The organism is Blastococcus sp. SYSU D01042, from assembly GCF_054050515.1.
This window is the reverse complement of record NZ_JBJGZM010000006.1, coordinates 63054-76502: the sequence shown is the minus strand read 5'-3', so window position 1 is coordinate 76502 and position 13449 is coordinate 63054. Positions and strand designations below refer to the sequence as shown.

The 13449-nt window shown below is 74.1% G+C and carries 12 protein-coding genes; 4 read left to right on the top strand and 8 right to left on the bottom strand.

Annotated elements, in window-relative coordinates; all coding sequences use genetic code 11:
* Nucleotides 1-18 precede the first annotated feature (18 nt).
* Nucleotides 19-780: a rhomboid family intramembrane serine protease gene (locus ACI79H_RS12555; protein WP_456554732.1), complete on the top strand. Its 762-nt coding sequence runs from the start codon at nt 19-21 to the stop codon at nt 778-780.
* On the opposite strand, the gene ACI79H_RS12550 is transcribed toward ACI79H_RS12555, so the two are convergent.
* Nucleotides 777-1190, bottom strand: a complete 414-nt coding sequence (locus tag ACI79H_RS12550; RefSeq protein ID WP_456554731.1) for a PH domain-containing protein — start codon at nt 1188-1190, stop codon at nt 777-779. The genes ACI79H_RS12555 and ACI79H_RS12550 overlap by 4 nt on opposite strands.
* 91 nt (nt 1191-1281) lie before the next feature.
* Here ACI79H_RS12550 and ACI79H_RS12545 point away from each other — a divergent pair, with 91 nt between their 5' ends.
* On the top strand, nt 1282-2442 hold the full coding sequence (locus ACI79H_RS12545) for a thiolase family protein (protein ID WP_456554730.1): 1161 nt from the start codon (nt 1282-1284) through the stop codon (nt 2440-2442).
* Between the two features lie 424 nt (nt 2443-2866).
* Here the strand turns inward: ACI79H_RS12545 and crgA are convergent, their stop codons facing one another.
* A complete protein-coding gene (gene crgA / locus ACI79H_RS12540) occupies nt 2867-3142 on the bottom strand; it encodes a cell division protein CrgA (RefSeq protein ID WP_456554729.1) in 276 nt (91 codons plus the stop codon).
* 148 nt (nt 3143-3290) lie between these two features.
* On the opposite strand from crgA, the gene ACI79H_RS12535 reads away from it, so the two are divergent.
* A complete protein-coding gene (locus ACI79H_RS12535) occupies nt 3291-4019 on the top strand; it encodes a DUF881 domain-containing protein (RefSeq protein WP_456554728.1) in 729 nt (242 codons plus the stop codon).
* Nucleotides 4020-4050: 31 nt separating this feature from the next.
* Nucleotides 4051-4734: an aminodeoxychorismate/anthranilate synthase component II gene (locus ACI79H_RS12530; protein WP_456554727.1), complete on the top strand. Its 684-nt coding sequence runs from the start codon at nt 4051-4053 to the stop codon at nt 4732-4734.
* A 110-nt stretch (nt 4735-4844) separates the two neighbouring features.
* On the opposite strand, the gene pknB is transcribed toward ACI79H_RS12530, so the two are convergent.
* The 6 genes from pknB to ACI79H_RS12500 all read right to left on the bottom strand — a co-directional run bounded on the left by pknB (nt 4845) and on the right by ACI79H_RS12500 (nt 13400).
* Nucleotides 4845-6764: a Stk1 family PASTA domain-containing Ser/Thr kinase gene (pknB, locus tag ACI79H_RS12525; RefSeq protein WP_456554726.1), complete on the bottom strand. Its 1920-nt coding sequence runs from the start codon at nt 6762-6764 to the stop codon at nt 4845-4847.
* Between the two features lie 148 nt (nt 6765-6912).
* Complete coding sequence (locus ACI79H_RS12520; protein ID WP_456554725.1) at nt 6913-8655, bottom strand: serine/threonine protein kinase; 1743 nt, start codon at nt 8653-8655, stop codon at nt 6913-6915.
* Entirely contained in the window at nt 8655-10094 is a 1440-nt protein-coding gene (locus ACI79H_RS12515) for a peptidoglycan D,D-transpeptidase FtsI family protein (protein ID WP_456554724.1), read from the bottom strand. Before ACI79H_RS12515 ends, ACI79H_RS12520 begins: the two co-directional genes overlap by 1 nt.
* The gene (locus tag ACI79H_RS12510; protein WP_456554723.1) at nt 10091-11491 is read right to left on the bottom strand and encodes an FtsW/RodA/SpoVE family cell cycle protein; all 1401 of its coding nucleotides are present in this window, start codon (nt 11489-11491) and stop codon (nt 10091-10093) included. Before ACI79H_RS12510 ends, ACI79H_RS12515 begins: the two co-directional genes overlap by 4 nt.
* Nucleotides 11491-12942: a PP2C family protein-serine/threonine phosphatase gene (locus ACI79H_RS12505; protein ID WP_456554722.1), complete on the bottom strand. Its 1452-nt coding sequence runs from the start codon at nt 12940-12942 to the stop codon at nt 11491-11493. The genes ACI79H_RS12510 and ACI79H_RS12505 overlap by 1 nt, the downstream gene beginning before the upstream one ends.
* Nucleotides 12939-13400 (bottom strand): FHA domain-containing protein FhaB/FipA, encoded by a 462-nt coding sequence (locus tag ACI79H_RS12500; RefSeq protein ID WP_456554721.1) that lies wholly within the window; start codon nt 13398-13400, stop codon nt 12939-12941. The genes ACI79H_RS12505 and ACI79H_RS12500 overlap by 4 nt, the downstream gene beginning before the upstream one ends.
* Nucleotides 13401-13449 lie beyond the last annotated feature (49 nt).

Here is a 13449-nt window from a genome sequence, read left to right as displayed (position 1 = left end):
CCGATCTGCCCGGAGTGCATGATCCCGGCCTCCGTCGGTTTCCAGTGCCCCGAGTGCGTCGCGGCCGGGAACGCGTCGGTCCGCACGGTGCGCTCGGGCGGGCTGAAGGCCGCCGGTCGCCGCTGGGGGTTCGTCACCCTGGGGCTGATCGCCCTCAACGTCGCGATGTTCGTGGTCACCGCGTTCTCGGCGTTCTCGGTCGGCAATAGCCCGGCCGACAACCACCGGTCGCCGGTCTTCGTCGACCTGGCCCAGTGGCCCGCCGGTGTGCACGTCCTCGACGAGTGGTGGCGGGTGCTCACCGCGGCCTTCCTGCACATCGGCCCGGTGCACCTGGCCTTCAACATGCTCGCTCTGCTGCTGTTCGGCTCGGAGCTGGAGCGGCAGCTGGGCCGGGCGCGCTACCTGGCCGTCTACCTGGCCTCCGCGCTCGGGGGGGCGGTCGCCATCCAGCTGCTCGGCGACCCGCGGGTCGTCGTCGCCGGTGCCTCGGCCGCGATCTACGGGCTGCTCGGCGCGCTCGGCGTGCTGATGCTGTCCGCCCGCCAGGACGTCCGTGGCCTGCTCACGCTGCTGGCGATCAACGTCTTCATCAGCTTCCTGCCCGGCATCTCGCTGCTCGGCCACCTCGGCGGGCTGCTGGCCGGTGCGCTGGCCGGCGGCGTGCTCGTGCTGACCCGGCGCCGCCGCTCGGTGCAGGTCCCAGCCCTCGTCCTGCTGGCCCTCGTGCTGCTCGTCGTGTCGCTGACGGTGCCGACGCTGACCGTCGTGGACCTCTAGCCGCTCGGGTCCAGCTCCCGCAGCTGCCGGGCCACGGCCCGCGGATCGGCGCCCAGGTCGCGGCGGCCCAGGACGACGAGCACCCCCTCGTCGTCCGGGTCGGCGGCGGTGTCGAGCTCCAGGGTGACGCTGCGCAGGCCCAGCCGGGGGGTCTCGCGGACCCCCACGTGCAGCCGGCGCCACGGCAGGTGCAGCCCGCCGGCGAGCCGGCGCACCCGCACGCCGTCGGGGCCGGCGGACAGCCGCGGGCGCTGCAGCACGTCGCGCGCGGCCACGCCCAACAGCATCACCGCCGCGATGGCCAGCAGCAGCCGGCCGGGGGCGTCGTCGACGGCGACGGCGCCCGCAGCCAGCAGCGCGCCGAGCACCGCCGCGGCCGCGGTTTCGGTCGTCCGGGTGGTCCAGGTCACGGGGAGACCTTGTCAGGAGAGGCCCAGGTCATACGATGACGGTCAGGGCGGACCGTTCGGCCGCGCCGAACCGTCGTTGAGGAGCAGTTCCATGCGGGATGCCGTCATCTGTGCCGCCGTACGCACGCCGGTGGGCAAGCGGGGCGGAGGGCTGTCGGGCGTGCACGCCGTCGACCTCTCCGCCCACGTGCTCGAGAACCTGGTCGAGCGCGCCGGCATCGACCCGGCCGTCATCGAGGACGTCATCTGGGGGTGCGTCAGCCAGGTCGGCGAGCAGACCTTCAACATCGCCCGCAGCGCTGCGCTGGCCGCCGGCTGGCCCGAGCAGGTCCCCGGCACCACCGTCGACCGCCAGTGCGGCTCGTCGCAGCAGGCGGTCGCGTTCGGCGCGGCCACGGTCATCAGCGGCCAGGCCGACGTCGTCGTCGCCGGCGGCGTGGAGATGATGAGCCGCGTCCCCATGGGCTCGGCCAGCAACCCGGCCACCGGCGCCGGCCGTCCGATGGGCCCGCGCTTCGGCGAGCGCTACAAGGGCGTGCCGATCAACCAGGGCCTGGGTGCGGAGATGATCGCCGAGCGCTGGGGCTTCTCCCGCACGCAGCTCGACGAGTTCTCCCTCGCCTCGCACGAGAAGGCCGCCAAGGCGCAGGCCGACGGTGCCTTCGAGGAGGAGATCGCCCCCGTCACCACCCCGGAGGGCGTCGTCAGCGCCGACGAGGGCATCCGCCCCGGCGGGACGCTGGAGAAGCTCGGCTCGCTGAAGACCCCCTTCAAGGAGGGCGGCGTCATCAGCGCCGGCAACGCCAGCCAGATCTCCGACGGCTCGGCGGCCCTGCTGATCACCACCAGCGAGAAGGCCCGCGAGCTCGGCCTCACCCCGCTGGTGCGCATCCACACCACGGTCATGGCCGGCGACGACCCGGTCATCATGCTGACCGCGCCGATCCCGGCCACGAAGAAGGTGCTCGAGCGCTCGGGCCTGTCGATCGACGACATCGGCGTCTACGAGGTCAACGAAGCCTTCGCCCCGGTGCCGATGGCCTGGCTGGCCGACATCGGCGCCGACGCGGACAAGCTCAACCCGCACGGCGGCGCGATCGCCCTGGGCCACCCCCTCGGTGGCTCCGGTGCCCGTCTGATGACCACGATGATCCACCGGATGCGCAACACCGGTACCCGCTACGGCCTGCAGACGATGTGCGAGGGCGGCGGCATGGCCAACGCCACCATCCTCGAGCTGATCGACGCCTGATCCGCTCCCCGCGGTCGCGCTGACCGCGGCCCCGCAGCCCCCGGCGCCCGCGCGGCGCCGGGGGCTGCGTCGTCCCCAGCTGCCTTCGGAGGTGTCGTCGCAGGTCAAGCGGGGTATGGCGGGCCTGGGGTCACCGTTGCGCACCGGCGGACAAGTCGACTCGTCCACAGCTGCATGCACAGCTGGGGACAGACTCACACAGGTGTAGTTACGCCGATGGACGATCCGTCACACGCGTCCCATCCCCGGCATCCGCGCAGGTCAGGCTGTTACGGGGCGGTCCCGTCCCTCCACATCCGGTGGATAACCCTGGGGGCAGGGCGCCATGTCGACCTGTGGACGGCGGTGGCCGGCTGTGCACAAGAACCGGGGAACGACGAAGGCCCCCGTCCCGGGTGGGACGAGGGCCTCCGGCCGAGGTTCTTCAGCGCCAGCGCATCGACATGATCAGGCCGCCGATCATCAGGCCGAAGCCGATGGCGAAGTTCCAGGCGTTCAGCGACACCATGAACGGGATCTCGTCGCCGGCCACGTAGTAGACGACGATCCACAGCAGGCCGACCAGCATCAGCGCCACCATGAGCGCGACGTACCAGCGCGGGCTGGGCTGGGCCAGGCGGGCCTGGGCCGCCGAGCGCGCCTGCAGCACGCCCTCGGGCGGGGTGTAGACGGACTTCTTGCGCACCTTCGACTTGGGCACGTGCCTGCTCCCTCCGGGTGGCCGGGTGCGTCCTCACCGGCCGTGTCGGGATCCAGCCTAAGCTGTGGGCGGAGCACGACGACGCCGCCACGGTGGCGGGCCCCGCGAGAACCGTCGTCGTCCGCCGCGGATGGCGCAGGAGGTGCCGGTGGCCCGACTGTCGGCCTGGGGGGCGCTGGTCCCTGTCGTGGCGCTGGCCGCGGGCCTGCTCTTCGCCACCTCCGGGCGCACGGCGCAGGGCACCGACCTGCGCGCCGGCGAGGTCACCGAGCTCTCCGGCCTGATCCGCGAGCGGGACGACGCCATCGCCGAGCAGGAGGCTCGGCTGGCGGAGCTGCAGCGGCGCGCCGAGCTGCTGACCGCCCAGGCCGCGGCGCGGGACGGCGCGGTCGCCGAGGCCCGGACCGCCGGCGAGGCGGGCGTCCCCGCCGCGGGACTGGCGCCGGTCAGCGGTGCCGGCCTGGTCGTGACGCTGGACGACGCGCCCCGGCGGGCCGACGGCAGCCTGCCGCCCGGCGCCCGGCCCGACGACCTGGTCATCCACCAGTCCGACGTGCAGGCGGTCGTCAACGCCATGTGGGCCGCCGGCGCCACGGGGGTCTCGGTCATGGACCAGCGGCTGATCGCCACCAGCGCCGTCCGCTGCGTGGGCAACACCCTGCTGCTGCAGGGCCGCACCTACTCGCCGCCGTTCGTGGTGTCCGCCGTCGTGGACGCCGCCGCCGTGCGCGAGCAGCTGGCCGCCTCCCCGCAGATCGCCGTCTTCGAGCAGGTCGTGGACGCCTTCGGGCTCACCTACGAGGTGCGGGACCGGCCCTCGGTCGAGCTGCCCGCCTACGATGGCGCACTCACCCTGCAGTACGCCGCCGCGGGCTGACCCGCGGCACCCGATCGCACCCGGGAGACCTGTGCCCGCCGAGAGCCGCACGACCGGGACCGCCGCCGGGCGTCCCGTCCTCGTCGTCGACAACTTCGACAGCTTCGTCTACAACCTGGTCCAGTACCTGGGCCAGCTGGGCGTGCAGTGCATCGTGCGGCGCAACGACGCCGTGGACGTCGACGAGCTGGCCGACCTCGACGTCGCCGGCGTGCTGCTGTCCCCCGGTCCCGGGACACCCGCCGGCGCCGGCGTCACGGTGCCGATGGTGCACGCCGCGGCTGCGCAGGGCGTGCCGGTGCTCGGCGTGTGCCTGGGCCACCAGGCGATCGCCGAGGCCTTCGGGGGCGACGTCGTCCGCGCGCCCGAGCTGCTGCACGGGAAGACCAGCCAGGTCGTGCACGACGGCGTCGGCGTCCTGGAGGGGCTGCCCTCGCCGTTCACCGCGACGCGGTACCACTCGCTCGCCGTCGACGCCGGTTCCGTGCCCGCGGAGCTCGAGGTCACCGGGCGCACCCCGTCGGGCATCGTCATGGCGCTGAGGCACCGCGAGCTGCCGATCGAGGGCGTCCAGTTCCACCCGGAGTCGGTGCTGACCGAGGGCGGGCACCGCATGCTGGCGACCTGGCTGGCCACCTGCGGCCTGGCGCCGGACCCCGAGGCCCTGGAGAAGGCCTCAGCGGCCGCTGAGCGCCTCAACCTCGCCACCGCCTGACCCGAAGCACCCCGCGCCGGGATCAGGTCCCCTGATCCCGGCAGGGCCCAGGAACGACCGAAGGGCTCCTCCCGTGAGCGGGAGGAGCCCTTCGGTCGTTCCTGGGCCGGTCAGTTCGTGCCGGTGCCGCCGGTGGTCGGCTCCGGCCCGGCCACGAGCAGGATGATCGGCTCGGTGGAGGGCAGCGTGGTCCCCGGGGGCGGGTCCGTGGAGAGGACCTGGCCCTCGGCCACCGACCCGTCGTTCTCCACCGTCTCCTGGAGGATCGTGGTGAAGCCGGCCGCCTGGAGGTTCGCGGCCGCGGCCGAGGGGGACTGCCCGGCGACGTTCAGCACCACCAGGTCACCTGCACCGGCCGAGACCTGCAGGACGATGCGGGTGTCCGCCGCGGCCTGGCTGCCGCCGCCCGGCGTCGTGGCGACGACGGTGCCCGGCGGGCGGGGTGAGTCGACCTGCTCGGTGGCGATCTGCGCCTCGGTGAAGCCGGCGGCGGTGAGCACACCGCGGGCGTCGGCCTCGGTGCGGCCGAGCACGTCGGGCAGCCGCACGTTGCCGGTCGAGAGGCCGAGCGTGACCGTGCCGTCCGGCGCGACCGCCTGGCCCTCCGCGGGGGTGACGGTGGCGACGGTGCCGGCTTCCTCCAGCGACTCCTCGTCCTCGGTCGTGATCGTGCCGTCGAAGCCGGCCCGCTCGAGCGCCGCCCGGGCGCGCTCCTCGTCCAGACCGACGATGTTGGGCACCAGCACGGTGTCCGGCGCGGTGCCGACGACGAGGTCGACCTCGCTGCCCTCCTCGACCTGGGCGCCGCTGCCCGGGGTGCTCTCCAGCACGACGCCGACCTGCGTGTCGTCGGTGACCACCCGGCCGGTGACCTCACCGACGACCAGACCGGCCTCGGTGATCGCGGTGCGGGCCTCGGCCTCGGGCACGTTCTGCAGCGGTGGCACCTGCACCTGCGTGGCGACCGGGGTCTCCGGGTCGTCGCCGCCCATGGACAGCGCGGCGGCGACGGCGCCGCCGAGGAGCAGGACGGCGAGCACCGCGACGACGGCGATGATCGTCCGGCGCTTCTTCCGCCGCGCCTGCTCGTCCTCGTCGTCCCACTCGTCGTAGCCGCCGTACCCGGCAGGGGCGGCGCCGATGATCGCGGTCTTCTCTGCGTCGCCCATGACCGGGGTCGCCTCGACGCGCTGGCCGGCCAGCGAGCGGAGCAGGTCGTTGCGCATCTCCGCGGCCGACTGGTACCGGTTGGCCGGGTTCTTGCTCATCGCCTTGAGCAGGATCGCGTCGAGGTCGGCCGGGATCTCGGGGTTGATCGACGACGGCAGCCGCGGGTCCTCGCGGACGTGCTGGTAGGCCACCGACACCGGCGAGTCGCCGGTGAAGGGCGGGGCGCCGGTCACCAGCTCGTAGAGCAGGCAGCCCAGCGAGTAGACGTCGGAGCGGGCGTCCACGCTCTCGCCGCGCGCCTGCTCCGGGGAGAGGTACTGGGCGGTCCCTATGACCGCCGCGGTGGACGTCATCGTCGCGGCCGAGTCGGACACCGCGCGGGCGATGCCGAAGTCCATCACCTTGACGGTGCCCTGGGGCGTGATCATCACGTTCCCGGGCTTGACGTCGCGGTGCACGATGCCGTTGCGGTGGCTGAAGTCCAGCGCGCCGCAGATGTCCGCGGCCAGGGTCATGGCGCGCTCGGCGGGCAGCCGGCCCTCGCGGCGCAGCACGTCGCGCAGCGTCTCGCCCTCGACGTACTCCATGACGATGTACGGGGTGGCGCCCAACGCCGTGCGGTCCTCGCCGGTGTCGTACACCGCGACGATCGCCGGGTGGTTCAGCGACGCCGATGCCTGCGCCTCGCGGCGGAAGCGCACCTGGAAGGAGGGGTCGCGGGCCAGGTCGTTGCGCAGCACCTTGACGGCGACCTCGCGGCCGAGCCGGAGATCGCGGCCGTGGTGCACCTCGGCCATGCCGCCGCGGCCGAGCACCTCCCCGATCTCGTAGCGCTCGCCGAGCACCTGCGGCGTGGTCATCGGAGGTCCTCTCGAACGGGAGCGCGCGTCGTCCGGGCACGGACCGCGGCATGCGGGCAGCCGCCGGGGCGGGCTGCGGGCGGGATGCCGTCGGCGAGCCTATCGGCGGTCCGGCGGGAGGCCGGGCTGCCGCACGGGGTCGACCGGGTCACCCGGTCACATCCGCAGCAGCGGCCTCAGGAACGGTCCCCCCGCCCGGTGCGGGCGCCCCGGTGCCACCGCCGGGTGCCGGCGGGGAGTTCGTCGCCGTGTCGTCGGGCGCGGGCGTGCCGGGCTGCGGTGACGTCGAAGACGTGGTGCTCGGCGCACTCGTGGTCGGGGTGCTGCTGGGCGAGGGCGACGGCGCCCGGGACGTCGTCGGCACGCTCGTCGGCTGCTGGGGCGTCGGCTCCGGCTCCGGCTCGGGAGCCGGCTCCTCCTCCTGCTCCGGCTCGTCCTCGACGGTCCAGCCGTCCTCGGCGACCGTGAGCGTGACGGACGACTGGGCGGCGACGGTCCTGCCCGACGGGACGATCGCGGCGACGGCGTTCTCGTCGAGGTCCAGGCCGAGCTCGGCGAGCAGCGCGTCGGTCGCCTCCTCCTCGACCACGACCAGTCCCAGGCCCTCGAGCTCCTCGGTCACGTCGTCGGCGTCGCGGCCCACATAGGCGCCGGCCGCCTGGAGGACCACGCCGGACGCCGGCGCGCTGGAGCCGGTCGTCGTGGGGCTGGGTTCCGCGGTGCGGTCGGCGTCGTCGCCGTCCCCGCGGGTGAGCAGGTAGCCGACGCCGCCGCCGAGCAGCAGCAGCACGAGCAGCGCCGCCACCAGCCAGCCCCAGCGCCGGCGCCGGGCGGGCGGCGCCTCGTCGTCGGCCGCCCACGCGCTGTCGTCGTCGGCCGGGCCGTGCAACGGGGGCATCGGGGCGGCCGGACCGGTCGCGGGCGAGAGCGCGCGGGTGCCGGTCAGCGCGCCGGTCTGCGCCGCGAGCACCGTGGTCCGGCCGTCGGCCAGTCCCGGGTCGACGATCTGCGTCGGGGTGGTCGAGGGGCCCAGCGGCGGCACGGGTGCCACGCCCCCGCCGGCGGCCACCCGGCGGATCGCCTCGGCGAAGGCGCCGCCGTCCGGGAAGCGGTCGGCCGGGTCCTTGGCCAGGGCGCGCTCGACCAGCAGCCGGACCGCCGGGGGCACCCCGGCCGGCAGCGGCGGCGGGGGCCGGTTGATGTGCGCCAGCGCGATCGCCACCTGCGAGGTGCCGTCGAACGGCCGCCCGCCGGTGAGGCACTCGTAGGCGACCACGCCCAGCGAGTAGACGTCGGAGGCGGCGTTCACCTCCAGGCCCTGCGCCTGCTCGGGGGAGAGGTACTGCGCGGTGCCCACGACCATGCCGGTGCGGGTGAGCGGGGTGGCGTCCCGGGCCTGGGCGATGCCGAAGTCGGTCAGCTTCACCACGCCGTCGGGGCGCACCATGAGGTTGCCGGGCTTGATGTCGCGGTGGACGACGCCGGCGCGGTGCGCGGCCGAGAGCCCCTCGGCGGACTGCTCGAGCACGTGCAGCGTCCAGTCGACCGGGAGGCGGCCCTCGTCGTGCAGGATCTGCACCAGCGGCTGGCCCTCGACGAACTCCATGACGAGGAAGGCCAGCTTCTTCGTGCCGGTGTCGTCGACGGTCTCGCCGTAGTCGTAGACCGAGGCGATGTTGGGGTGCGAGAGCGCCGCGGTGTGCCGCGCCTCGTTGCGGAACCGGGCGAGGAAGCTCGGGTCGTCGGTGTACTCGCTCTTGAGCACCTTGGCCGCGACGATGCGGTCGAGCACCCGGTCCCGGGCCTTCCAGACCTCGCCCATGCCGCCCACGGCGATCGGGGCGGTGATCTCGTAGCGGCCGGCGAGCAGGCTGCCGGTGGCCAGGGTCATCAGCCCTCCTGCCCGTCGAGGTAGGCCTGCATCACCTGGCGGGCGATCGGCGCCGACGTGTCGCCACCCGTCCCCCCACCGTTGCGCACGAACACCGCGACGGCGATCCGGGGCTCGTCGGCGGGCGCGAAGCCGATGAACCAGTTGTGGTCGGGGCCGGCGTTCTCCGCCGTGCCGGTCTTGCCGGCCACCTGCACGCCGTTGATCCGCGCGGCCCGCCCGGACCCGTTGGCCACCACGCTGCTCATCATCTCCGTGAGCGCGCTCGCCGTCTGCTCGGAGACCGGCTGCGACATCTCCTCGGGGTCGGTCTCGTCGATGACGGTGAGGTCCGGGGCGAGCAGCTGGTCGACCAGGTACGGCTTCATCAGCGTGCCGTCGTTGGCGACGGCGGCGGCCACCATCGCCGCTTGCATCGGCGTCATCTGCACGTTCTGCTGCCCGATGGAGGCGACGCCCAGCTCGGCGTCGTTCCCGATGTCGCCGACGGTGCTCCCCTCGACGCGCAGCGGCATCTCGAAGCGCTCCCCGGTCATGCCGAACGCCTCGGCCATCTCGCGCACCGCGTCCTCGCCGAGGTCGATGCCGAGCTGGGCGAAGGCGGTGTTGCAGGAGACGGTGAGGGCGTCGATGAGCGGCTGCTCGCCGCTGCCGCTGCACGCCGAGCCGTTGAAGTTGGTGAGGTCGGTGCTGGTGCCCGGCAGCTGCAGCGTCTGCGGTGCCGGGACGACGGTCTCGGGCGTGTACCCGTCCTCCAGCGCGGCGGCCGAGACGATGACCTTGAAGATCGACCCGGGGGAGTAGCGCTGGCTGATCGCCTGGTTGCTCCGCGGGTCCGGGTCGGCGGCCTCCAGCTGGGCGGCGGCGTCGCGGATGCCGGCGGGGTCGTGGCTGGAGAGCAGGTTCGGGTCGAACGTCGGGGTGCTGGCCAGGCCGAGGACGGCGCCGGTCGAGGGGTCCAGCGCCACGACGGCGCCCACCTGACCCTCCAGGCCGGCCATCGCGGCCTGCTGGACGGCCGGGTCCAGGGTGAGGACGACGTCGCCGCCCGAGGGGTCGCGGCCGGTGAACAGGTCGGAGAGGCGCCGCACGAAGAGCCGGTCGTCGGTGCCGGCCAGCAGCGGGTTCTCCGCCCGCTCCATGCCGGTGGCGCCGTAGATGACCGAGTAGTAGCCGGTGACGGCGGCGTACAGGCCGCCCTGCGGGTACTGGCGCAGGTACTTGAGCCGGTCGTCGGTCTCCGTGGACAGCGCGATCGGCTCGCCGGCGACGACGATGGCGCCGCGCTCGCGCGAGTACTCGTCGGCCAGCACCCGGGTGTTGCGGCCGTCCTCGCGCAGCTCCTCCGAGCGCACCACCTGGATGTAGTTGATGTTCAGGATCAGAAGCGTGAAGAGCACCAGCACGCTGATGGCGACCCGGCGCAGCGGTGCGTTCACGGCTGCACCACCTCGGTCGGGGCGTCGGTGAGCCGCTGGGGCGCCGCGTGCGGCGTCGTCGGCCGGCGGGCGGCGTCGCTGATCCGCACGAGCAGGGCCACCAGGCCGAAGTTGGCCACCAGCGACGAGCCGCCGTAGGCCAGGAACGGCGTCGTCAGCCCGGTGAGCGGCAGCAGGCCGGTGACGCCGCCGAGGACGACGAACAGCTGCCAGGCGACGGCGAAGGACAGGCCCGCGGCCAGCAGCTTGCCGAACGGGTCGCGCACGATCAGCGAGGTGCGCAGGCCGCGCTCGACCAGCACCAGGTAGATCATGATCACCGCGGCCAGGCCGAAGAGGCCGAGCTCCTCGCCGATCGCGGCGCCGATGAAGTCGCTCTTGGCGATCGGCACCTCGTCGGGGCGGCCGCCGCCCAGCCCGGCGCCGAACAGCCCGCCGGTGCCCAGGCCGAACAGCGACTGCGCGACCTGGTAGCCCGAGCCGTCGTAGTAGGCGAAGGGGTCCAGCCAGGTGTCCACGCGGGCCCGCACGTGGCCGAACGCCTGGTAGGCGATCGTCGCGCCGCCGGCGAACAGCAGCAGGCCGATGGCCAGCCAGCTGGCCCGCTCGGTGGCGACGTAGAGCATCACGACGAAGATCCCGAACAGCAGCAGCGAGCTGCCCAGGTCGCGCTCGAAGACCAGCACGAGGATCGAGACGATCCAGACCACGAGGACCGGGCCCAGGTCGCGGCCGCGGGGCAGCTCGAGCCCCATCACCTTGCGGCTGGCCAGCGCCAGCACGTCGCGTTTGTCGACCAGGTAGGCGGCGAAGAAGACGACCAGGCAGATCTTGGCGAACTCGCCGGGCTGGATGGAGAACCCCGCGACCCGGATCCAGATCTTGGCGCCGTTGACCTCGGAGATCGAGCCCGGCAGCAGGGCCGGGATGGCCAGCAGCACCAGGCCGAGCAGCATGAGGATGTAGGCGTAGCGCGACAGCACCCGGTGGTCGCGCACCACCAGCAGCACGGCGACGAACAGCGCCAGCCCGATGGTGGCCCACAGCAGCTGGACGGGGGCGTCGGCGCCGGCGTCGGGGTCGGCGATGTCCAGCCGGTGGATCATCACCAGCCCGAGCCCGGTCAGCACGGCGACGCAGGGCAGCAGCAGCGGGTCGGCGTAGGGCGCGAACCTCCGGACGACGAGGTGCGCGCCGGTCCACAGCGCCGTGAACCAGATGCCGAAGGTGGCCAGCTCCGGGCGCAGCGAGCCGGTGACGGTCAGGTCGACGATGCACTGCGCGGCCAGGGTGATCGCGACGGCGAAGCCCAGCAGCAGCGCCTCGGTGCCGCGGCGCGTCGGCACCGGGGTGCCGGGTGCCGCGGCGGCGCGCGGGTCGGTGGTGGGGGCGGCCATCACTCGGCCTCCCGGCAGTCCACCCCCGGCCGGGACGACGGCGTCGTCGCGGCCGTCGTGCCGGCGTCGGCGGAGGTCTCCGGTGCGGGAGCCGGCGTCGGCTCCGGTGCCGGGGTCGTCCCGGGGACCGGCGGTGCCGCGCCGTCGGTCGGGGCGGCCGGGTCGGCGGGAGGCGTGGTCGCGGAGGGGGCGGTCTCCGTGGGGGCCGCCTCCTCGGCGGCCTCCTCCTCGGCGGTGCGGCAGGCCGGCAGGCGCTGGTCGCGCAGCGCGGACACGATCCGGTCGGCGTCGGCCGCGTCGTCGGCGGTGATGCCGCCCTGGACGCGGTTCCGGGCCGCCGGCGTGAGGTCGGTGACCGGCAGGTCGGCGTCCTGGTCGACCCGGTAGAGGTCCAGACCGAGCAGCGAGACGTCCAGGCCGCGGAAGACCGCCACCTGCTGGTGCCCGTCGGCCTCGTCGACCCCGACGAACCAGTGCTGCAGCGCCCACACGTAGGTGCCGATGGCCCCGGCCACCAGCAGCACCAGCAGGATCCCCGCCCCGAGGAGAAGTCGCAGCGGGCGGCGGCGGGCGGAGGGGCCACCGCCCGTCGGCGGTGCGGGTGGCGGCGAGGGCGGCGGGGAGGGGTCGGCGAGCGCGGCCCGGCCGGCGGCGGAGGTCGGGTCGACCTGCCGCTGGCCGATGTAGTCGCCGGCGGCGCCGTCGACGACCGGCTCCATGAGCACGCCCCGGCCGTCGTCGTCGACGACGTCGGCGACGATCACGGTGATGTTGTCCGGCCCGCCGCTGCGCAGCGCCAGCTCGACCAGCCGGTCGGCGGTGCTCTGCGGATCGGGATCGGTGAGCGCGTCGGCGAGGGTCTCCTCGCTCACCACGCCCGAGAGCCCGTCGGAGCACAGCAGGTAGCGGTCGCCGGCCCGTGCCTCGCGCATGGAGAGGTCGGGCTCGACCTCCTGGCCGTTGAGCGCGCGCAGCAGCAGCGAGCGCTGCGGGTGGCTGTTGGCCTCCTCGGCGGTGATCCGGCCGTCGTCGATCAGCGTCTGCACGAACGTGTCGTCGTGCGTGATCTGGGAGAACTCGCCGTCGCGCAGCAGGTAGGCGCGCGAGTCACCGACGTGGCACAGCGCCAGCCGGCCGCCGGCGAAGAGGATCGCGGTCAGCGTCGTCCCCATGCCCTCGAGCTGGGGGGAGTCGCGGATGACCTCGCGCAGGTGCTCGCTGCCCTCGAAGACGCCCTGGCGCAGCGCCTGCAGCATGTCGCCGGACGGGGTGTCGTCGTCCAGGTGCTGCAGGGCGGCGATCACCACCTTGCTGGCGACGTCGCCCGCCGCGTGGCCGCCCATGCCGTCGGCGACGGCGAGCAGCCGCGGACCGGCGTAGACGGAGTCCTGGTTGTTGCCGCGGATCAGGCCGCGGTCGGAACGCGCCGCGTAGCGCAGGACGAGGCTCATGAGCGCAGCTCCAGCGCGGTCTGGCCGATCCGGATCGGCTGGCCGGGGCTGATGAGCAGCGGGCCCTGGACCCGCTGCTGGTCGAGATAGGTGCCGTTGGTGGAGCCGAGGTCCTCGACGTACCACTGGCCGCCGCGGTTGGTCAGCCGCGCGTGCCGGGAGCTGGCGAAGTCGTCGGTGAGGACGAGGGTGGAGTCGTCGGCCCGGCCGATGAGGATGGGCTGCTCGCCGAGGGTGATCTTCGTGCCGGTGAGCGGGCCGGCGGTGACGACCAGCGTGCGCGGGCCCTTGCCGCCGCGCTTCCTGGCCGGGGCGGCGGCGCGCGGGGGCACCGAGGCCACCCGGCCGACGCGGCCGCCGAGCAGGTCGGCCCGCACCACGCGGAACGCGGCGAAGATGAACAGCCAGAGGAGCAGCAGGAACCCGAAGCGGAAGCCCTGCAGCACGATCTCCGCCATCAGCCGGTCACCTCGCTCTCCACCTGCGGGTGCGTGCCCGGTACCGCCG

Coding starts and splice junctions, on each gene's coding strand:
- ACI79H_RS12500 (WP_456554721.1), bottom strand. CDS start 13,400: ATGGCGGAGATCGTGCTGCAGGGCTTCCGCTTCGGGTTCCTGCTGCTC.
- ACI79H_RS12545 (WP_456554730.1), top strand. CDS start 1,282: ATGCGGGATGCCGTCATCTGTGCCGCCGTACGCACGCCGGTGGGCAAG.
- ACI79H_RS12505 (WP_456554722.1), bottom strand. CDS start 12,942: ATGAGCCTCGTCCTGCGCTACGCGGCGCGTTCCGACCGCGGCCTGATC.
- pknB (WP_456554726.1), bottom strand. CDS start 6,764: ATGACCACGCCGCAGGTGCTCGGCGAGCGCTACGAGATCGGGGAGGTG.
- ACI79H_RS12510 (WP_456554723.1), bottom strand. CDS start 11,491: ATGGCCGCCCCCACCACCGACCCGCGCGCCGCCGCGGCACCCGGCACC.
- ACI79H_RS12520 (WP_456554725.1), bottom strand. CDS start 8,655: ATGACCCTGGCCACCGGCAGCCTGCTCGCCGGCCGCTACGAGATCACC.
- ACI79H_RS12555 (WP_456554732.1), top strand. CDS start 19: ATGATCCCGGCCTCCGTCGGTTTCCAGTGCCCCGAGTGCGTCGCGGCC.